Genomic DNA, 20,591 nt, shown 5'->3' on the forward strand with positions numbered 1-20,591 from the left:
TTCAACGACTAATGCTATTGCATCAAGCTTAAATTCTTTTGAATATTTTTTACGTGCTGTCATTTTTTTTCTCCAGTTAAGTCTATTATCTCTTAACTGGGGTAGTCGAATCCATTAAACCACGTCACAGTTACACTTGCTGCAATGTTAACTGTGATGTGAATAAACACTACTAACTTTGTGTTGAACAAGGGCTTGTTGTTGCACCTGAAACTTATCCCACTCTCGAAACCTCTCATCAATTTTTAAAAATTCAAGACTTGATTGGTGTGAACAAGCTTTTACATACACGAGAATTAACGCCAACAGAGAACCAGCCTGTTGTGCGGATGCACCGCGCTACCTATTATTCATAATATTCCCGCTTAGAATGCCGATAACCTTTCAATCATCCAGAATGTTGCTGTAGTTCCACAAAGGTAGCTCACCGGCATTCTGAGTTTTTCTAAAGATAACGATTTAACAAACATGGCGGCTGAAGCCATTAAAATAAACAATGCCAAAACAAACAGTATTTGCCCAAGCTCGACGCCAATATTAAAACTCAGCAAGGCGAGTAGTTTTTCTTGTTGAGGCAGGCCTATTTCAGTCAGTACCGCGGCAAAGCCAAAGCCATGCAGTAAACCAAAACTCGAAGATACCAGTACGGGATAGCGCAAACTGAGACTTTGTTTGCGATTTTTAGCGATTTCCCAGGCCAAAAAAATAATACTGAGCGCTATCACGGCTTCAACCGGTTCTATCGGTATTACAAACAAGCCTGATGCTGCAAGGAAAAGGGTAATAGAATGGGCGACGGTAAAGCCGGTAATGGTGAAAAAGAGTTTTCTTCGGGTGCCAGAGATATAGACCAGACAAGCGACAAATAACAAATGATCTAAGCCGATCAGGATATGTTCAATGCCTAACTCAATATACGTTAAGGCCGTCTCAACTGCGGTCATAGACGATATAGAATCGATAACATAGCCAGGTCGTTCAACATTCAATACGGTTGTTAAGGTTTGCTGCTGGCGATCTATTACTCTTAACAGAACATCCCCCGTAGAACCTTCTATGCCATCAATAATCACTTCTAAGCCAACTAAGCCCGATTCTCGTTGCACGCTCGAGTATTCAATATAGGCATTATCAATAATACGGGTTCTTTTCGGCGCTAATAAGCGAGTGTCTTCTGGAAAAACCACGCTAAGCTCCTCTTTAGTGCCATTTCTGATCGGTATTTTCCAAACCACTTCAAAGTCGGTATTGTTTACTGAGCTAATGTTAAGAGAAGCTGGCCGCATATCATCGGCCATAACTTGCGAACAACAAAACACTAATAAACTAAGAATAAAGCGCATCATTCGCTATCCTTGTTCGCTTGGCTACTTTCTCGTTCTATGTGGTAAATTTGCTGAAGTTGTTGTTCGAAGCTGGCTTTCGCTTGTTGTAAATTTTGGTATTGCCAGTCTTTTAAGACCTTGTTTTTGCTCGACTCAAATGGCTTGTTTGCCGCCGGTTGGCGCTGTTCAATAAACACAAAGTGTTGCCCCTGCGAGCTTGATACCGGCCCAGACCAGGTGGATAGCGGGTAATCTTGCAGTTTGTCGGTAAAACCATCGCCAAATAATCTATCGATTTGCAGTGAATATTTATGGTCAATGCGATTGGGTAACAGGGTAACTTCACTTGTTGGTGGCAACCCTTGCTCTATCAATGCTAACTGTTGATTGATTTTTTGCGCTAGCTGCTCAGGGCTCCTGTCGATTGAAATGTGCACTTGCTGCAAACTGTATATTGGCAGGGTTTGATAGTTTTCAATGTGTTGTTGATAGTAGCTCTGCAACTCTTCATCGGTGGGCTCTTTGGCGGTGACCAAATCTTCAATTAAAAAGTCCATTTTTTGGCGTAGACGCCGATCAATGACTTTATCGCCTTTATCCAGGCCTAATGCTCTGGCTTCGCGCAGATACATTTCATTAATGGCATAGTGCTGAGCGGCATTGGCCAATTCATCCGGCAGTGGCTCGCGTTTCCAGCGGTTTAAAAAGCTTTGTCTGATTTGCTCCATTCGGCCCTCACTGACAGTGATGGTATTGGCGGTGGCAGAGTCGTTATTTAAACGGTCAAACACAATAAAAAACACTATGGCGATAAGCAGGAAATGGATCAGTGGTTCAGAGATAATTTTTTTAAGCATAAGCACACTATAAAATTTATTATTATTAGAAGATAACAACAGAATGAAATTTATTAAAGAATTAGAGTCGCTTCATATAAAACAGCCTTGCTGATAAAAATCAGCAAGGCGTTGATTTTATTTAGGTGAATACCAGATTGGCGAGCTGTAAGCCCGTTCCTGGCCGACTAACTCTGCTTCTTTAGGAATGTCCGCGCCTAATCTGACTTTGTCATATAACACCCAGCGCGGGGTAGGGATTTCGAGCACTCGGACATAATAAAACGCCGACTCATTTTTATCAAAATTCGGATCAACCCAAACACTCGCTAACTGGCTATCGCCAATAGAGTTACTCCAGGTTGCCGTTGCTTCATCGACGGTGTTGCCAACTGCTTGTTTCGCCCGACCAGAACTGTCAATTTTTCTGCCATCAGATACCGCCACATCATACACTCGTTCATGCAACTTGCCTTTGGCATCCATCCAGCCCTTGATGATTTGAATTCTGTCTAAATAAGCACTTTTCGGGTCTCGCATGGCATAAACCATAAACGACGGTGCCTTGTCAGATTGTTGTTTGACTAAGTCACCGCCCATAGGTACACCTTTGGCGTAGCCAACTTTTGCCGGGTCACTGGCTTGTAAATCTTGCGGTTGATATTCCCAGCCACCAAAGAAGCGAACTGTCATGCGCGGCCCTGTGGTGCCGTAGGTTTCTTTTCGCTCAATGGCATCAAATATCGCGGCTCGGGTATTTTCGTGCGCCCAAACACCGGTGTAACCTGAGGCAACCAGCGTATAACCTTCTATTCTGCCTAACTTCGAGGCGATAAATGGGTGTGCCATCCTGTCTTTCGATGGCTCAACACTGGCAGATTTACTAAAAAAGTTATCTTCATCTGCGGTGGCTAATGAGGTATGGCTGTCGGTGGCGCCGCCAACACCAAACTTATACGGGTTGTATCCAAGCTTTTTCTCTAACGCTAACCCTTGTTTCAACGCTTCACGAGCATATTCGCCTTTTAGCATCTCCGGCTTTTTCAGCTCACTGATATCCAGGTTACCCACATCCCAATTTTCATAATCGGCAAATTCATCCTCCGGGGATAAATAAGGGTGGGCTTCACCATCGCCTTTTATTTGGGTAATTTCATAATGCGGTTCCCATTTGGCCCTGAGTCTTACATATTCTTCATCGACAGTGCCGCCATGATAAGTTTTATCGGTGGGGAACATCCAGCCATTAGATAAGTTACCATTATGAGAGAATGCAAACGCCCGGCCACCGTGCTTAGTTTCGTAATCTTCCAGCCATTGATATAAATCGTGTGGGTTGGTACTACCGGTTGGCGGCTGGGTTGTTGGTGGTTGAATTTTTAATGCCATTTCCGCGTTATCGCGAATAATTACATTGCGATGCAAATTAAAGCCTTTCGGTACTGAGGTCCATTCAAAACCGATAAAAGCGGTAAACAATCCCGGCTCATTATGCTGTTCAGAGGCATTAACTATGGTTTTCCAAACACTGCCAAACACTTCGGAACCAGGACTATAATCCTCGATGATTTGTTCCGGCAAGGTCATTTGCGAGAAATTTTGGATCAAGTCAAACGCCGCTTCACCGGCGGTTTTGCCACCTTTTTTAAAGCCTTCATGCCATTCTTTGCCTTTCGGGATGGCAACAATGTTGTCGGCACCTTGTTGAATATCCGTGGCAATGCCCATTAAATCGGTATGGTCGGTGATAATAAGCCAATCCAGCGGCCGGGCAAGTTTTAAAGGAATGCCCTTGGAAGAATTTATTTGTTCACCCCGGGCCAAGCGATAGGCATCGTCAATACTGACGGTATTACCAAATAAGCCGGCATCGAGTGATAGGCCGGTATGCAGGTGAGAATCACCCCAGTAGACATTATTAGGTTGCGTGTTGTTGGCACGGGGAGAAAACTTCATTTGCTCTTCTGTGGTAGCTGTGTCGGCAGCGAATACGTGGTGCGCATTGGCAAGCAAACAAGCGAAACTCAAAACTTTAAGTGCATTTATAGTTGGCATATCAAATCCTTGAAATAGATGAGTAATTGATAGGTTAGGAGACAAAAACTGTTTTTGCCAATTACTTCAATAAAAATTAGCCTGGCAGCGCAAGTGCTCTGGTTTATCGCAACTAATAATCATGGTACTAGTCATGCATTTATGTACGCATTTATGTACGCATTTATGTACGTATTTATCTATGCGTCATATGCACCATATGCATAATGATTATCAGATATCATCATTAGCATGTATATCTGCTGTTGTTTATCATTAGCCCACTAACAAATTTTAAGGTAAATAAACGAGGTATTTATGAAAGCGATAAAATTAATCCTTATTCCTTTGGTTCTTCTATTGTCGGCCTGTAGTACCACTTATCAAGCCGAGAGTGATTACAACAGTGCTTATGACTTTAACGCGGTGCAGAGTTTCCATGTTGTTGGCGATGAAAGGTTAAATAACCCGATGTTGAGTGATATCGACAGGGATCGTATTAATGTTGCCATTAGCGAATCTTTGAGTGCCCAAGGCAAGCAAGCAGAAAACAAGGAATCGGCAGATGTCCTGGTGGAATATTTTGTCCTGACTAAGGATAAAACCAAGATATACAGCACTTCGGCCGCAGGTTATGCGAATTGTTATCGTTGTGGTTATGGCTATGGCGCAGGTGTTTCAAATATCAGCAGCAGAGATTATGTGGAAGGTACCATAGTCGTCGATGTTATTGACAATGTTAGCCAAAAAACCATCTGGCGCAGTACTCTATCGAAAAAGCTGCAAGACTTTGACAATGCAACAGAACGTAATGAGGCAATAAAACTGGCGGTGAATGCTATTTTTAAAGAATTTCCAGCCAGTTAGGCCTAATTTGTCAGCTAAGACTCGCTTCATGCACGATTGTTAAACGTACTTTGCTATTTTACTGCTATGCTTTTTATAAGCCAAGCGCCGCAGTAGCAGGATTAATTCAGGAGTTATCATGAAATATTTATTCATATTATTTACTTTGCTCAGTGCCAATGCCTTTGCTGAGGAAACATTGTCGAAATCGCAAGTTAAAAGCGTTGAAGCTATGCTGATTGAAGCTGGCAGTAAAATGCTTTATCTCACTCGGGATTGCGATAAGCCAATCGACCCGAGTAAATTTAAGGAGCTGGCAAAAATTAAAGCCTTTAGTGAAGGCTATGAAACCATCGAAGGGGTGAGCTGGAAAACCATCCAAAGAGAATCTCATCGCCAATATGGTGAGTTAAAAACCGAAGCGCCCATGGGGGAGCTGTGTGAGCAATATAAAGCCGACATAAAAGGTAACTATAAATTTTTAAAAGATATTGATGAAATGTAATAAGTCATTGTCCGTCTTTGTAATGGAGCCAAAAGGCTCCATTTTTATAAGCGTCAGTCAGAGGCGTCTTGTGAAGGGAAAATTATCATTTTATTACATTGGTATACACTATTAAGCTATTTATCCATTCTCAGCTGAGTATTTATTGATTATCTTTGCTACAATACGCGCCGAAATTACCGGCCTGTAAAATTAATATCTTAGGCTGATGCTAACCAACTACATTTACCTTTTGGAATACTACATTGTCTGATCTTAAATTTTCAACGCTGGCGTTAAAACCTGAACTTCTTTCTAACTTAGAGTCACTAGGGTATGAATCAATGACACCCATTCAGGCACAAAGCTTGCCTGACATTCTAAAAGGTAAAGACGTGATTGGCCAAGGCAAAACCGGCTCAGGTAAAACGGCGGCCTTTGGCTTAGGCTTATTGCAAAAGCTTGATGTAAAACGGTTTCGTATTCAATCTCTGATCCTTTGTCCAACGCGAGAACTGGCTGATCAAGTGGCGAAAGAAATTCGTCGTCTTGCCCGTTCTATCCATAACATTAAAGTATTAACCTTATGTGGCGGCATGCCTTTTGGCCCACAAATTGGCTCATTAGAACACGGTGCTCATATTGTTGTCGGTACGCCTGGGCGGGTAGAAGAGCATGTCATCAAAGGCACCTTAAATTTAGAAAACCTAAATTTATTAATCCTTGATGAAGCCGACAGAATGTTGGACATGGGTTTTCAGCCCGCATTAGATAACATTGTCCGACGAGCACCGGATGATAGACAAACGTTATTATTCAGTGCCACATTCCCAAATAAGATCAAACAAATCTCTGAACGCATCATGACCAAGCCTGGCATGGTAAAAGTAGAGTCAACTCATGATGACAGCAGTATTACCCAGCACTTTTATAAAGTCGCAGATAATGACCAACGTTTAGAAGCCCTGCGCTTATTGTTAATGCAGCATAAACCTGAATCTGCAGTGGTGTTTTGCAATACCAAAAAAGATGCGCAAATTGTCGCCGATAAATTGATTGCCTTTGGTTTTTCCACCTTGGCTTTACATGGTGACTTAGAACAGCGCGACAGAGATCAAACTCTGGTGCGTTTTGCCAATAAAAGTGCCAACGTATTAGTGGCAACGGATGTGGCGGCTCGTGGTTTAGATATTGATAATCTGGATGCGGTGTTTAATTTCCATATTGCCCTGGATACCGAAGTGCACGTACACCGTATTGGCCGAACGGGCCGTGCGGGCAGTAAAGGCATTGCCTGTTCAATCTTTAGTGATAAAGAAAGCTATAAAGTTGCCTTACTCGAAGACTATTTAAATAGAAAAATCGTTGGCGAAGAATTACCCGATTTCAATGTATTGCATGATGCGGTAATGCGTCCACAGATGATCACCATTCAAATTGACGGCGGCAAGCGTGATAAAGTTCGCCCAGGTGATATTTTAGGGGCATTAACCGGTGAAAACGGCATCAAGGGCGACCAGGTAGGGAAGATCAATGTTTCACAAAATTTTGCCTACGTAGCAGTGAAACGCAGTGCCCATAAGCTGGCGATTAAAAAACTGGAAAAGGGCAAAATTAAAGGCCGTAACTTCCGAGTACGAGTGATCCGAGGGTAAACAACAAGTAACTATGATTTTTTCAGCATGGATCATTGTCAATATGGGCATGGAAACGATCATTTGGGGCACGGTTCTGGTGTTAATCGGTATTCCATTTTACTTTTATGAAAAACGTAACTGGTTCAAGGCGATGACAGGAAAAGATTAACCGAACAGCGTTTTTCTTTCGTGTTAAGCACTTAAATCTTGATGAAGCAGTTGGTGGAACAAATGTTCACCGGCTTCTTTTTCCACCGATAAACGGCCAGTATCGTAGCCGTTAGAGGCTAAACCGCGCTGCACAGACTCACACACGTAGGTGTCTTCGGCCTGGACTTTATTGGCCACAATCACACTGTTATTTTTAAACTCTTCGCTGTTTTTTGCATTGCGGTTATCGAAGAAATAATCAAAAGTGACTTTACCGGTATCTACGCTAACGGGCTCCACAATCATAATGCCCATAATGCCATCGTACAAATTCACCATTAAATTGGGGGATTGCCAATAATAGCGGGCGGTACCCGTGCGCACCAGGAAAATTCATTGTCGCGTTTTTTGGTGGGACAAGACTGTAAGCAAAACTTAGGCGTAGCAGCCAGGCTACCATCGAGTTTGTAACTCCAGGCATGATATGGGCAGGTAAGGGCACGGGTACAACCAGAGCCTGTCGCCATTACCTGAGCAGCATGATGGCGACAGACATTATAAAACGCTTTAATGGACTCACCTTTTACCAATACAATTGGCTGGCCGGCAATTTCAGTGGCGACATAATCGCCAGTATTTTGTAATTGTTCGCAGCGCGCTGCAATTAACCAGTTATTGCTAAACACAGGGTTTAATTCATGTTTAGCGATATCTTGATTGGTGTACCAGGCACTCGGCGGGGTAGATGCTAACTCTAACGGATTGTCTGGGTTGTATTGAGAAATTAGCTGTTTGATATCCACGGTAATCGCCTGCTGCTGTTATTATTTTTATATTACTAGCTCATATAATTAGCACTAATTTTTTGATTTATCTAGTTTTCGCTTTGGCGATGGAATTTTTTATGGCGGCAACTTGCTGCTCACAAGCTTGTCGTGAATCTTTGTCCTTTGTTGCGCAATTATTGGTGGTGACTCTTTGTTGCTCAATCGCGATGGCAACACCAAGGTAGGCAACAGCGTGCCAGGCATTATTGCTTTCAACACGCGGACCGAACGTTGTGTTTGCACAACCGCTCAGCCAACAAGAAAACAGAACGATTATTAGAGTGGTTATCTTCATTGCAGCTCCTTCATACATGTTGGCTTAATTGAGATTATTAACCGAAGCTCATTAACTAAAGTATAACTTAAAATTTGTATGTTAATTGAACAGGACACTGATCTATGCTCACTTGTATTTTCACTTGTTTGAGACTAGACCTATATTTAAGTCAATATTCGCAAGTCAATATGAGGTATTTACGGTGAAATCTTTAGATAACATCAACCGAAGGTTTATTTTAAAGGCAAGTGTAAGTCTTGTAACTGCCACAACTAGCTTGGCCGTCTTGGCTAATAGCAGCATCGCCATTACACCTAAACAGCCAGAAGGCCCTTTTTATCCAATTAAGCCACAACAAGATAAAGACTTAGATCTCACCGAGGTACAGGGCAGTACTAAGCCGGCAAAAGGAGAAATCATCGAAGTGACGGGTACCGTTTTTGATCAAGATAATCGGCCATTAGCGAATGCTGTCGTCGATATTTGGCAAGCCAATGCCGCGGGCCGATATGCTCATGAGCAAGACTCTAATGATGCGCCTCTCGACCCTAATTTTCAGGGGTGGGGAATCGTTAAAACCGATGAACGCGGTTTTTATCGGTTTAAAACCGTTAAACCCGGGGCCTATCAGGTTTCAAAGCAATGGAGTCGACCCCCACACATACACTTTAAAGTAGCAAAGCGGGGTTACCGCGAACTTATTACACAAATGTATTTTAGCGGCGAAATGTTAAATGATACCGATGCCTTATTACAAGAAGCACCAGCCGAGCAACGCCATCAACTCATTGTTGATTTTTCGACCGCGAAAGATAACATGGCGAAACAAGGAGTGTTCAATTTGGTATTGGCAAAAATCTAATACCAAATTGATTAAATATCTGCTTTTTTTGATTTAGTTTTCTCGTTGTTTCTTCGCTAAGAATTTGTCCATTGCACGACCGACGGCAAAGAAAGCAAAGCTGGCGGTAACATGGGTTGCGGCGCCAAAACCTCCGCTACAATCGAGACGCATCGCCCCGTCGGTGGTTTGTTTGGCATGACAAACGCTGCCGTCATTGGTTGGGTATTTTAACTGTTCGGTGGAGAATACCGCATCAATTGAAAATTTTCGTTTCAGGTTACGCGGAAAATTGAAATCTCGACGCAATTGGTTTTTTACCTTGGCCAGTAGCGGGTCCTGGTAGGTTTTACTTAAATCGGCAAATTCGATTTTACTCGGATCAATTTGACCGCCGGCACCGCCAACGGTGATCATCGGGATTTTTTGTCGTTTACAATGAGCAATCAGTGAGGTTTTAATTTTCACCGAATCAATGGCATCAATCACATAGTCAAAGCCAGTAGTGATTAACTCAAACAAATTTTCCTGAGTGATAAAATCTTCGATTTCATTGACCACACATTCGGGGTTAATTTGCTTAATGCGCTGTGCCATGACTTCCACTTTACTTTCACCTATGGTGTCGGTTAAGGCATGAATTTGGCGGTTAATGTTGGTGATGCAAATATCGTCTAAATCAATTAAGGTGATTTGGCCAATACCGTTACGAGCCAGGGCTTCTGCGGCCCAGGTGCCGACGCCACCGATGCCAATCACACAAAAGTGCGCTTGTTGGATATGTTTGGCACCAGTTACGCCATATAAGCGTTCGATACCACCAAAACGTAATTGATAGTCTGACATGAAAAATACTGAGCCATATAAGGCAATTTAAAGAAAATACTGCGGCATTATATAAGAATTTATTAGCACGAACACTCGATTTTTTTAGTTCGTTAAAATCAAGTGTTCGTGTGGCTAGGCCAGGGCTTAAAGTAAAGGCAAGATCAGGCCTTTATCACTTTACTCACCACCACTTTTGAGTTGTTCACTACCCTTGCACTATAGGCTTTTAGTCGCAGTAATAACACATACGCCAATGGCACCAGATACAAACTGGTGATGGTGGAGAAGGTTAGGCCGCCAATAATGGCAATCGCCATTGGTGAGTAAGTAGGACCATCGCCACCAAGCTGGGTATTACCCATGGCAAGTGGCACTAAACCAAGAATAGTGGTGGACACTGTCATCAGTATCGGCCGTAATCTATCTTTACAGCCTTGCATAACCGCAGCTTCTGCTTCTAGCCCTTGTTCAATTAACTGATTGATCCTATCCACCAGTACAATGCCATTGTTGACCACTATGCCCATTAAGATCAGCATGCCGATCATGCCCATGATTGACATATTGGTGCCGGTGATCAGGAAAGCCCAAAATACCCCGACAAAGGAAAACAGTAATGAGGTGATAACCGCAGTAGGTAATAACAAGCTTTCAAACAACGCCGCCATGACAATATAAATCATGAAAATGGCCAAGATCATGTTTTGTCCCATGACATTTTCGGCTTCGTCCTGACGCAGGAAGCTACCGTCTAAACTGTAGTTATAGCCGGCCGGTAAGGCGATATTGGATAATGTGGCTTCCAGTTTCTCTTTGGCTTGTTCGAGGGTAATGTCATCTAAATTCGCTTGAATCGAAATTGCCGTTTGGCGGTTATAACGACGAATTTCACTTAACCTTGGTTTAATGGTTAAATTGGCGACATTATCTAAGGTGATGGTTTTACCATTGTGTTCGATGATTGGCAGTTTTTTCAGTTCAGCAATCGATTTTTTCACTTTTAAATCATAATTCAGCCAAATATCAATCTCACCAGTTTCGCCATGGCGATAGGTACGTAATGGCTGACCACGAAGCGCAAGAGCAACGGCACTGGCGACATCCTGAGTGCTTAAACCATGACGAAATGCCGCGGTTCGATCGACGCTGATTTGCATTTCTTTTTTCTCACCACGAATATCAGACGTGACATCGGTGATGCCATCAATATGCTCGATAAGCGGCAGTAAGTCATTTTTCAACTTAATTAATACATCGGTAGATACGCCTGTTAGGTTAATTTGTACGCCGCCGCCATTGCCCCGGTCGAAACCAAAGCGCGGTGTCGCTCTGACAAATTTCGGCATGTCTTTACGAATTTTCTCTTTCAATTCCGCCATGGTAATGGGCAATTTACCGTCGTTTAATAACAAGGTGGTTTGCAAGCTATGACCGGCATAATAACTGTATACCGAGTCAATCAAAAACTCGTCTTTATTGCCATAAAGGTAGGCTTCCATCTTATTGGTGATTTTCTCTGCAGTGTCGTAGTTGAATTGATCATGTAACTCCCAGCTGATAAACAAACGATTATCACTAAAGTTTTGTTCTTCATCGCCGCTCACAAATTGCATCGGGATGGCGATACTGAATAAGATCAACAAGGCGATAACACTGGTGATTTTTTTATGTTTGTGGCTCCAGTTGAGACTTTTCAAATAATAAAATTCAAACTTGCTTTGCGTTACTTTTTTCGCCTTTATTTCCGGCTTTAATTTACTGGTGAGCAATGGAATAAGCGTTTGCGCTATCAGCAATGAGGCAAATAAAGAGATGCATATGGCGATGGCAACATGCTCTAAAAAGATGGTGATATCTATCTTTTTACCGACAATGTTTGGTAAAAACACTATCATGGTGGTGGCCGTGCCGGCAATTACCGCAAGCGATACTTTATTCACGCCCTTTTTCGTGGCGGCAACTATGTCGATATTATCTTGATCTTTGGCTTTTTGTTTTTCCTGAAAGATGGACTCGGTTATGACCACTGAATTATCGACTAGCATACCCACCGCCAGCAATAAGCCCATCATAGATAATATGTTCAGACTGTAACCGGCAAAGTACATCACCCCCAGGGTAATACAAATGGACACAGGTACCGACAGCACCACTATCATGGTAGTGACAAATTGTCGCAAAAACAGATACAACACACCCACAGATAACAATGCGCCGATAATACCGGCATCCAATAAATCCGATAGCGAACTGGTAACGCCTTCGGCGGTATCGTCCATGATGTATAAGTTAATGCCCTTAAATTGCGGGTTTTCATTAACCTCAACGATCACCGCCAATACCCGTTTTGACACTTCAACCAGATTGGCATTCGACTCTTTTAAAATGTTCATGCCAATGGCGTAGGTTTGATCTAAATGACGGCCTTCCCAGGGAATCGGCAAGGTCAAATCGACACTGGCAATATCTTTGATGCGAATATTGTCTTGCACGATCAGGTTTTTAATTTCGTCGATACTGCGATACTCGCCAACCGGGTTAACCATGACTTTTTCGTCACTGTCATAAAAGTGACCCGCAGCCATCGAAAAATTGTTTTCATTGAGGTTTTTCACCAACATGGCTCTGTCGATGTGTAATGCCACTAATTTGTCCGGATCTAAGCGGATCACGATTTGCCGCTTATCGACACCGTAAAGCTCGACTTTACTCACCCCGGGCACGCGTTCAATCGGACGTTTCAGGTTTCTGTCGAGTAAATCATAGGCAAGCGATAAGTCTTGTTGTGATGAGATACGCAACTGAAATATTGGCATGTCATTGGTATTAAATTGATAGACCAAAACACGTTCCACATCGCGTGGTAGCAAGTGGCGAATGGCATCGACGTTTTCCCGTGCTTCAATGCTTTTGGCGTTTATGTTTTCATCCCAATCAAACTCAAGTTGAATATCGGCGCCACCTTCGTGTGAGGTAGAGCGCATCGTTTTGATGCCTGAAATCGTCGCCAGTGCTTCCTCTATTGGGCGGGTGATCAACCGCTCGACTTCGGCAGGAGATGCATCCGGGTAGGGCACGTTTATCCATAGTTGTGGAATATCAATGCCGGGGAATTTCTCCAATGGCAGTAATTTACTGGAAATAATGCCGGTCAGTAATAATGATAAAAATATCATGATAATAGTAACCGGGCGGCGCAGCGCAAAACTCGCCAAAGCTGCGCCCATGCTTTCTTTCCCTGAGCTTTCTCTAACTGAGTTCTCTGTTAGAGAGCTATTTTTATCTAATTGATGCTGTTGCGTATCATTAGTCATGAGCCGCTCCAAATCTTTTGCGGTCAAACAGTGAGTACAACACCGGAATGAAAAATAGCGTTAAAAGGGTAGCAAACAGTAAACCGAAAATAACCGTGATTGCCATTGGTGCTCTAATTTCTGCGCCTTCACCAACACTGATCGCCAATGGCAGTAAACCTAACGTGGTAGTCAACGTGGTCATGATAATAGGACGCAATCTAGAGGTTGCCGAGTTTAAAATCGCTTGGGTTTTTTCCACGCCGCTTTCACGTAATTGATTTATTCTATCCACCAGAACAATGGCATTATTGACCACGATACCGGCAAGCATAATTAATCCGATAAAGACAATCACGCTGATTGGTGTCGCGGTTAAATACAGTCCATAAATAGAACCGGCTGCCGCTAATGGTACGGTAAATAAAATAAGTAATGGGTGCAGTAATGATTCAAACTGTGAAGCCATGACTAAGTACACCAAAAATACCGCAAGCAGTAGGGCGAAAACCAGTGAGGTAAATGACACATTCATTTCTTCGTTCTGGCCAGTTATATTGGCGGTAATACTTAACGGAATTTTCATCTCGGCAATTATGTTTTGCACCTCAAAGACCGCCGCCGTTATGTCGCCATAAGCGAAGTTTGCTGAGATAACGGCAGCTCGTTGCTGGTCAATGCGGGTAATTTCACTTGGGCCAACTGACAACTTAACGTCCGCAACCGCAGATAAAGGAATGGGTTTGTCACTTTGCGGATTGACGATGATTTGTTTAATGTCGTTAACTGAATCACGGCTTTGCTCATCGGCACGCACTAAGATGTCGACTTTTTTATCTTTGATTGAATACTGACTGGCGATGGTGCCACCCACTTTGGTGGACAGTAATTTTGCTACCTGTGGCGCCGTTAAACCAAGTTGCGCAAGACGTTCATGATCAAAAAATACTTTGATTTCAGGATGGCCATTTTGCAGAGAGGTTTTTACATCAATGAAACGCTTATTATCGCTAAGTTTGTCATTTAACTGGTCGCTGTAGCGTTTTAACAATTCCAAATCGTAACCAGAGAGCTCCACTTCAATCGGCGGTTTAAAGCTAAATAGTTCTGGGCTTGCAAACTTCATTTGCACACCGGGAATTGATTGCAAGTATTGACGAAGGTGTTTCATCACCGCTTGCTCATCTTCCTTGCTGCTATCGGCAGTTAATACCACGTTTAATTTGCCCCAATAATCACCGCCTTGAGCCGGCGATGCGTTCATTAAACTGCCCGTGCCAGCTAAGGTATAGGTTCGGTCAACTTGTGGTAAGGTTGCCGCAACGGTGGAAAGTTTGGCCAATGTTTCATCGGTTCTTTCAAGTGGTGTACCCGGTTGCTGGCTGATCTCTACATAAAACTCACCTTGTGCTAAAGCTGGTATCACCTCAACATTTAATTGTTTTAATAACGGCATTGATGAAGCACTTAAGCCAACAATGATAAACAGCACGGCGATGCGTTGGTTCAAGGCAAGAGTCAGTAATTTTTCATAAAACGCAGCCAAGGCGTTATACACTTTATCAAACAGCCATAAAGCCGGCGCAAAAGCTTTACTCAATCCTAACCGGAGAGTTCTGAACACAAAGGTAGAAACCATAGCCACCAGTAATGGCAGGTAATAAAACACCCCTTTGAATAACCAGATTATCGGGGTGGCCAAATAATATTTAAGCTTTTGCAATTTAGTGGCGTTGTCGCTCAGTTGCCTTTTCTCGCTGGCGGTATTTTCGTTATTGTCTGCACGGTTAAACTCTCTCGAAGAAAGCATAGGGATTAACGTTAACGCCACAATTAATGACGCCAATAAGGCGAAGGTTACCGTTAATGCCTGATCTCTAAATAACTGGCCGGCAATGCCTTCAACAAACACTAATGGAAAGAATACCGCCATCGTCGTGAGCGTAGAAGCCATAATGGCAGTAGAGACTTCTTTGGTACCGATTACCGCCGCTTCTTTATTGGAATTGCTGGAACTGTACTGATTACTAGCACTACCGGTTTGCTTTTTTAACCCTTTATGGCGAGCAATATTTTCTAAAACGACGATTGAATTATCAACCAACAAGCCAACTGCCAGGGCAATACCACCTAAACTCATGATATTTAAACTGATGTCGTTACCGTACATTAAATTGAACGTGGCGATCACGGATACCGGAATCGATATCGAAATAATCACCGTTGCCCAGATGTTTTTCAAAAAGAAAAATAGCACTAACATCGCCAGTAAACCACCAATAATGGCGGCACTTTTCACTTCGTTGATGGCATTACTGATAAACGTTGATTGGTCATAAACTTTAATCAGTTCAATGTCTTCGGGTAATTCGTCGGCTAATTGGTTAACTCGAACATCGACTTTTTTCGCCACATTTACGGTATTGGCATCACCTTCTTTATACAGGGCGATTTCCACCGCTTCGGCGCCATTAACCCGTGTTATTGACGTACGTTCTTTGTGCGAGTCAACCACCTGAGCAATATCGGCTAAGCGAATATGGGTACCGTCTACACTGGTGATATAGACATTGCGCATATCATTTAAATCTTTGAATTGGTTTAATGTTCGAACCAGATACTCTTGTGTACCGTCTTCAACACGGCCACCCGATTGGTTAATATTTTCTTGTTTAAGGCGTTCAACAATTAATTGGCTGTCGATGCCAAGTTGACTGATTTTGTGTTGATCGATGAGAATTTGAATTTCTTTTTCAAAACCACCACCGAGTTTTACCGAAGCCACGCCACTGACCGACTCAAGCTTGCGTTTTAATTCTTCATCGGCATACTCACGAATTGATTTTAATTTACTCTCAGCAAAACTGGCACTGCCTTGTTTGGCTTTTAAGGCAAAGCGAACAATGGGGTCTAAATTGGGGTTAAAACGTAATAATAACGGCTTTTTCACATCTAATGGCAGGCGAATGACATCCAGCTTCTCCCGGACTTCAAGGCTGGCAAGGTCCATTTCGGTACCCCATTCAAACTCGAGTAAGACATCCGATTGTCCGGCTTTTGAGATAGATTGAACGTTACGGACACCTTTTACAATGCCAACCACTTCTTCAATCGGCTTGGTCACTAACTGCTCAACCTCGCCAGGGGCGGCACCTAGGTAATCGGTGCGAATTGTCAGGGTAGGGTATGACAGTTCAGGTAATAAATTAACCGCTAATCTTGATAACGACACCATGCCAAATAGTAGTACTGCAAACGTGAACATCCATATAGTTACCGGTCTTTTCACCGCAACATTAACCACACTCATCGGAATTTCCTCAAATTGATTCTTTTTTAATTATTATTGGTAAAGGCACTCATTAACCAAATACTGGTTAATGAGGTTTTGTAGACAGGTTAAATGGTGTCAATGATTTGAATAACCGCTTGGTCTTTTAAGTTATTTTGACCCGTAGTTACGACTTGTGCGTCTATTGCTAAGCCATCGATGATTTCAACAAACGAGTCATCTTGATAACCTAAAGTAACGACAGTTTTTTCGGCTTTGTTGTCATTAATGGTAAACACTGCGTGCTTGTTATCCATTGAGATAAGTGCTTTTTTCGGCACTAATTTCGTATTAGTGTGAGTGTCGTAAACCAGTTTTACTTGCGCAAACATTCCCGCTTTCAATACATTTTCAGGATTTTCAACAATAAGTTTCACACTAAAGGTACCGGTATCCGCGTCAACAACCGGGCTAATACGTTCAACTCGCGCAATCACTTCTTTACCAGGTAGGGCGGTAAAGTTTAATTTTGCCGCCTGGTTTAAACGCAATTTCGACAATTCTTGTTCTGGTAAGTTAACCGTACTTTCTAATACGTTCACTTTAACGATATGAAAAAGTTTTTGGCGTTGATATTGTTCAACTAAATTACCTTCTTTTACGTAGCGTTTGGCAATATATCCTGAAATTGGTGCAATTATTTTAGTCTCTTTTAAATCAAGCTCGGCAATTTTTAAGTTTGATTTTGCCACTTCATATTGCCATTTTAATTTATCATAGGTATCTGAGCTCACCAGCTTTTGGCTATGAACTTTATTAATTCGGTCTAATTCAATGGTTAAACTGGCTAATTCCGCTTTCGCTTTATCTAAGTTTAATTGAATACGCTCTGGTTCAATTTCAGCCAGTAACTCACCGGCTTTTACATATTGTCCTTCCTCGACATACAGTTTTTCTAAAATGCCAGAGGCTTTTGAAACAACTTCGGCCTCTTCTTTAGGTTCAAGCACAGTAGTTGTTACGTAGTTGGAACTAATATCACCGTTTTGCACAACGGCTATTTCTACCGGAATGGCGATAACTTCTGGTGCTTTTTCTTCAGCCACTGCTTCGGCGCTATTGCAACCGCTTAAAACAATTACAGAAGACAGTAAGCTTGCTGCAAGAACAAATGTTTTTATGTTTGATGTAGTCGATTTCATCACTTCATACCCTATGGATAAATAATTAACGTATAGAATGCATCTAGCGTGCCAATATTGAAAAATAAATAAATTCCTTATTTATCAACGGATTGATCCGTTAAATTTAATCGTTAGTATTTTACAGTATGTTAACAAGTAGTTAAATTTACAAATTGTTAGTAAATATGACGAACGAGAAAAGGCAACTGGCTTCGAGCTACGAGCTACGAGCAGATAGCGGCAGACGAGGAGCAACGGTTACGGTTTTGAACGTGGAACTAGGAACGAGGAATGGAACGTGGAACTAGAAACGGACTGCCAGGAGCTAGTAGCCGGAAGCCCGTAGCTTATTTTATCTATTTTTTTGTCGGTTTATTTTCTCTTGTTTGATTTCTTCTTCACGGCGATCGCCGGCTCTGGGGAGAGTTTCCGATAAATCATTTAAGCTTTTGCGGCGCAACGGGTGAGCACTACGCTTGAGCATAGATAAATTACCGATGACCATAGCAATTGCTAATCCAATTACTACCACAATTAACCAAGTCGGCATATTAAGGGCTTCCTACGTTGATGATAAAACGCTGATAAATACTATCGAGCATAGCCAGTATTTCTTCTTTATTGAGTATATCACTTTGTTCAATGCAATCGTGCAGTAACTCAATGCTAAGCTGCTCAATGCATAAGGCTGCAATGGGCTGGTAAGATAGGTGCCAGGGTTCGATGGCAACCCCACCTCGATATTTATCATATGGCCGATAAAAACCAAACGACCCCATATTTTCATCTAACCATTGAGACAGAGGAGCAAAAGGCCCTTGCGCATGATATTCCCAAGGTTCGAGTTGTAATGGTTTGCCCGCTAATAAATTGGGATCGTATACGTCTATATCGGTGCCCCAATGATGGCGGCTGCCACCGGGTAGGGCAGAGAATAATAAAATGCGGCTAATTTTTTCAGTAGCAGACAAATTGGCACAATCAATCGGCTGATTATTGGCATCTAATATCGGACGAACACCGGCTAACTTAGCATTAAAAATGGCCAACTGTCTGGCAAAAGAGCGATAACCACTGGCAATTTTTAAATCAAAACCATCTTTTGCTGCCGCTTGTTGCATTTGCAAAAATGCGGCAACCATATCCTTATGAATACCTAAACCTTCATTAAAGTAGTGGATATGGCTGTCATTCAAACCAATAACATTAGTTGCATTTGTTGCTTTATTCATTGTTTAACAGAATTAATTTAAGTTAACAGCTTTTTCATAATTAAATAATACATCTCAACCAGGTCTTCCAGGTCTTGGCAGTTCACGCTTTCATTGACTTTATGGATAGTGGCATTGGTTGGCCCTAATTCAACAACTTGCGCGCCTGTAGGAGCAATAAAACGGCCATCAGAGGTACCGCCCGCGGTTGACGGTGTACAAGTAACCCCATTGGCCTCGGCGATCGATTCCACGACCGAGGTTAACAATTTTCCTTCGCCAGTAATAAAGGGTTTACCATTAAAGGTCCATTTTATCTCGTAATCCAGCTCATGCTTATCAAGGATACTGGTTACCCGTTCGATGATGATGTCATCATTGATTTCAGTACTGTATCTAAGATTAAAGATGGCATGTAACTCTCCTGGCACCACATTGGTGGCGCCCGTACCTGAGTTCAGGTTTGATAATTGAAAACTGGTAGGTGGGAAGTACTCGTTGCCATGATCCCAAACTTGTGTGCTTAACTCAGTGAGAGCTGGGGTTGCCAGATGAATCGGGTTTTTCACTAAGTGTGGGTAAGCCACATGACCTTGAACACCATGAATGATTAAATCGCCAGTGATTGAACCTCTACGACCATTTTTTACTACATCTCCGGCTTTTTCCGTACTCGATGGTTCGCCAACAATACACCAGTCAATTTTTTCATTACGAGCTTCTAAGGTATCAATTACCCGAGTGGTACCGTTGATAAACGGGCCTTCTTCATCGGAGGTAATTAAATAGGCGATAGAGCCGTTGTGATCGGGAAAATCATTGACGAAACGTTCTGTCGCGACAATCATAGCAGCCAACGAGCCTTTCATGTCGGCCGCGCCTCTACCATATAACCAGCCGTCTTTTATGGTTGGTTCAAATGCCGGGGTATGCCATTTAGAATCAGGCCCGGCAGGAACAACATCGGTGTGACCGGCAAAACAAAACACTGGATGCTCGCTGCCTCGTCGAGCCCACATATTGGTGGTATCTTCAAATACCATAGATTCATTGGTAAAACCTGCTGCAGTTAATCTATCTGCCATGAGCTCCTGGCAGCCCTCATCGAGTGGGGTCACCGATTTTCTTGAAATTAAATCTTTGGTTAACTCAATAACAGCCGATGAATTATACATTAGTTGCGCCCTCCTGGCCAAATATCGCTTGATATTGTGGCGCTTTGAAGCCTAAGTGTAGCTCGCTCTCATTGATCAGCAGCGGCCTTTTTAATAGCGTTGGTTGCTCTAAAACCGTAGCTTTGGCTACCTCATCGGTTAAGTTGTTTTTTATTTCTTCCGGTAAACTGCGATAGGTTGTGCTGCGTTTATTAATCAGCGCGTTCCAGCCTGCCTTCGCGACGAACTGTGCCAACAGGGCTTCATTTATGCCATCTTTGCGTAAATCGTGAAATTGATACGCTACCTTGGATTTATCTAACCAGGCTTTGGCTTTTTTTACTGTATCGCAATTGTGGATACCATAAAGAATTGTCATTGTGGCTCTCTTTT

Annotated in this window: 19 protein-coding genes; 5 read left to right on the plus strand and 14 right to left on the minus strand. The window is 42.6% G+C overall.

Features of this window, described 5'->3' with window-relative positions:
- Positions 1-365: 365 nt before the first annotated feature.
- The 3 genes from ND16A_RS14340 to ND16A_RS14330 all read right to left on the minus strand — a co-directional run bounded on the left by ND16A_RS14340 (position 366) and on the right by ND16A_RS14330 (position 4,216).
- The gene (locus ND16A_RS14340; protein ID WP_033076569.1) at positions 366-1,346 is read right to left on the minus strand and encodes a HupE/UreJ family protein; all 981 of its coding nucleotides are present in this window, start codon (positions 1,344-1,346) and stop codon (positions 366-368) included.
- Positions 1,343-2,182, minus strand: a complete 840-nt coding sequence (locus ND16A_RS14335; protein ID WP_033076570.1) for a peptidyl-prolyl cis-trans isomerase — start codon at positions 2,180-2,182, stop codon at positions 1,343-1,345. The genes ND16A_RS14340 and ND16A_RS14335 overlap by 4 nt, the downstream gene beginning before the upstream one ends.
- Before the next feature lie 117 nt (positions 2,183-2,299).
- Positions 2,300-4,216 (minus strand): DUF3604 domain-containing protein, encoded by a 1,917-nt coding sequence (locus ND16A_RS14330; protein ID WP_033076571.1) that lies wholly within the window; start codon positions 4,214-4,216, stop codon positions 2,300-2,302.
- Positions 4,217-4,513: 297 nt separating this feature from the next.
- Here ND16A_RS14330 and ND16A_RS14325 point away from each other — a divergent pair, with 297 nt between their 5' ends.
- The 4 genes from ND16A_RS14325 (at position 4,514) to ND16A_RS21245 (ending at position 7,331) form a co-directional block, all read left to right on the plus strand.
- Positions 4,514-5,062, plus strand: a complete 549-nt coding sequence (locus ND16A_RS14325; RefSeq protein WP_033076572.1) for a DUF4136 domain-containing protein — start codon at positions 4,514-4,516, stop codon at positions 5,060-5,062.
- A 118-nt stretch (positions 5,063-5,180) separates the two neighbouring features.
- Positions 5,181-5,546, plus strand: a complete 366-nt coding sequence (locus ND16A_RS14320) for a hypothetical protein (RefSeq protein ID WP_033076573.1) — start codon at positions 5,181-5,183, stop codon at positions 5,544-5,546.
- 245 nt (positions 5,547-5,791) lie between these two features.
- Positions 5,792-7,180: an ATP-dependent RNA helicase DbpA gene (gene dbpA / locus ND16A_RS14315; protein ID WP_033076574.1), complete on the plus strand. Its 1,389-nt coding sequence runs from the start codon at positions 5,792-5,794 to the stop codon at positions 7,178-7,180.
- Between the two features lie 13 nt (positions 7,181-7,193).
- A complete protein-coding gene (locus ND16A_RS21245) occupies positions 7,194-7,331 on the plus strand; it encodes a hypothetical protein (RefSeq protein WP_160173488.1) in 138 nt (45 codons plus the stop codon).
- Positions 7,332-7,354: 23 nt separating this feature from the next.
- Here the strand turns inward: ND16A_RS21245 and ND16A_RS14310 are convergent, their stop codons facing one another.
- From ND16A_RS14310 to ND16A_RS14300, 3 genes are all read right to left on the minus strand, one after another.
- Positions 7,355-7,651, minus strand: coding sequence for an SRPBCC family protein (locus tag ND16A_RS14310; RefSeq protein ID WP_033076575.1), 297 nt, complete (start codon positions 7,649-7,651; stop codon positions 7,355-7,357).
- Complete coding sequence (locus ND16A_RS14305) at positions 7,651-8,115, minus strand: aromatic ring-hydroxylating oxygenase subunit alpha (protein ID WP_033076576.1); 465 nt, start codon at positions 8,113-8,115, stop codon at positions 7,651-7,653. The genes ND16A_RS14310 and ND16A_RS14305 overlap by 1 nt, the downstream gene beginning before the upstream one ends.
- A gap of 67 nt (positions 8,116-8,182) precedes the next feature.
- Positions 8,183-8,434: a hypothetical protein gene (locus ND16A_RS14300; RefSeq protein WP_033076577.1), complete on the minus strand. Its 252-nt coding sequence runs from the start codon at positions 8,432-8,434 to the stop codon at positions 8,183-8,185.
- A 184-nt stretch (positions 8,435-8,618) separates the two neighbouring features.
- On the opposite strand from ND16A_RS14300, the gene ND16A_RS14295 reads away from it, so the two are divergent.
- Positions 8,619-9,278 (plus strand): dioxygenase family protein, encoded by a 660-nt coding sequence (locus ND16A_RS14295; RefSeq protein WP_033076578.1) that lies wholly within the window; start codon positions 8,619-8,621, stop codon positions 9,276-9,278.
- 33 nt (positions 9,279-9,311) lie between these two features.
- On the opposite strand, the gene tcdA is transcribed toward ND16A_RS14295, so the two are convergent.
- The 8 genes from tcdA to ND16A_RS14255 form a co-directional block, all read right to left on the minus strand.
- Positions 9,312-10,103, minus strand: a complete 792-nt coding sequence (tcdA, locus tag ND16A_RS14290) for a tRNA cyclic N6-threonylcarbamoyladenosine(37) synthase TcdA (RefSeq protein ID WP_033076579.1) — start codon at positions 10,101-10,103, stop codon at positions 9,312-9,314.
- A gap of 143 nt (positions 10,104-10,246) precedes the next feature.
- Positions 10,247-13,312 (minus strand): efflux RND transporter permease subunit, encoded by a 3,066-nt coding sequence (locus tag ND16A_RS14285; protein ID WP_033076650.1) that lies wholly within the window; start codon positions 13,310-13,312, stop codon positions 10,247-10,249.
- Between the two features lie 79 nt (positions 13,313-13,391).
- Positions 13,392-16,688 (minus strand): efflux RND transporter permease subunit, encoded by a 3,297-nt coding sequence (locus ND16A_RS14280; protein WP_052072887.1) that lies wholly within the window; start codon positions 16,686-16,688, stop codon positions 13,392-13,394.
- Between the two features lie 89 nt (positions 16,689-16,777).
- A complete protein-coding gene (locus tag ND16A_RS14275; RefSeq protein ID WP_033076580.1) occupies positions 16,778-17,851 on the minus strand; it encodes an efflux RND transporter periplasmic adaptor subunit in 1,074 nt (357 codons plus the stop codon).
- Positions 17,852-18,185: 334 nt separating this feature from the next.
- Positions 18,186-18,383 carry a hypothetical protein gene (locus ND16A_RS14270; RefSeq protein WP_033076581.1) on the minus strand — a complete coding sequence of 66 codons (198 nt, stop codon included), beginning with the start codon at positions 18,381-18,383 and terminating at the stop codon, positions 18,186-18,188.
- A gap of 1 nt (position 18,384) precedes the next feature.
- Positions 18,385-19,065: a M15 family metallopeptidase gene (locus tag ND16A_RS14265; RefSeq protein ID WP_033076582.1), complete on the minus strand. Its 681-nt coding sequence runs from the start codon at positions 19,063-19,065 to the stop codon at positions 18,385-18,387.
- A gap of 17 nt (positions 19,066-19,082) precedes the next feature.
- Positions 19,083-20,219: a succinyl-diaminopimelate desuccinylase gene (gene dapE, locus ND16A_RS14260; RefSeq protein ID WP_033076583.1), complete on the minus strand. Its 1,137-nt coding sequence runs from the start codon at positions 20,217-20,219 to the stop codon at positions 19,083-19,085.
- Positions 20,212-20,577: an ArsC family reductase gene (locus ND16A_RS14255; RefSeq protein WP_033076584.1), complete on the minus strand. Its 366-nt coding sequence runs from the start codon at positions 20,575-20,577 to the stop codon at positions 20,212-20,214. The genes dapE and ND16A_RS14255 overlap by 8 nt, the downstream gene beginning before the upstream one ends.
- Positions 20,578-20,591 lie beyond the last annotated feature (14 nt).

Origin of the sequence: Thalassotalea sp. ND16A (genome assembly GCF_000764205.1) — a bacterium.
Classification (GTDB): domain Bacteria; phylum Pseudomonadota; class Gammaproteobacteria; order Enterobacterales; family Alteromonadaceae; genus Thalassotalea_A.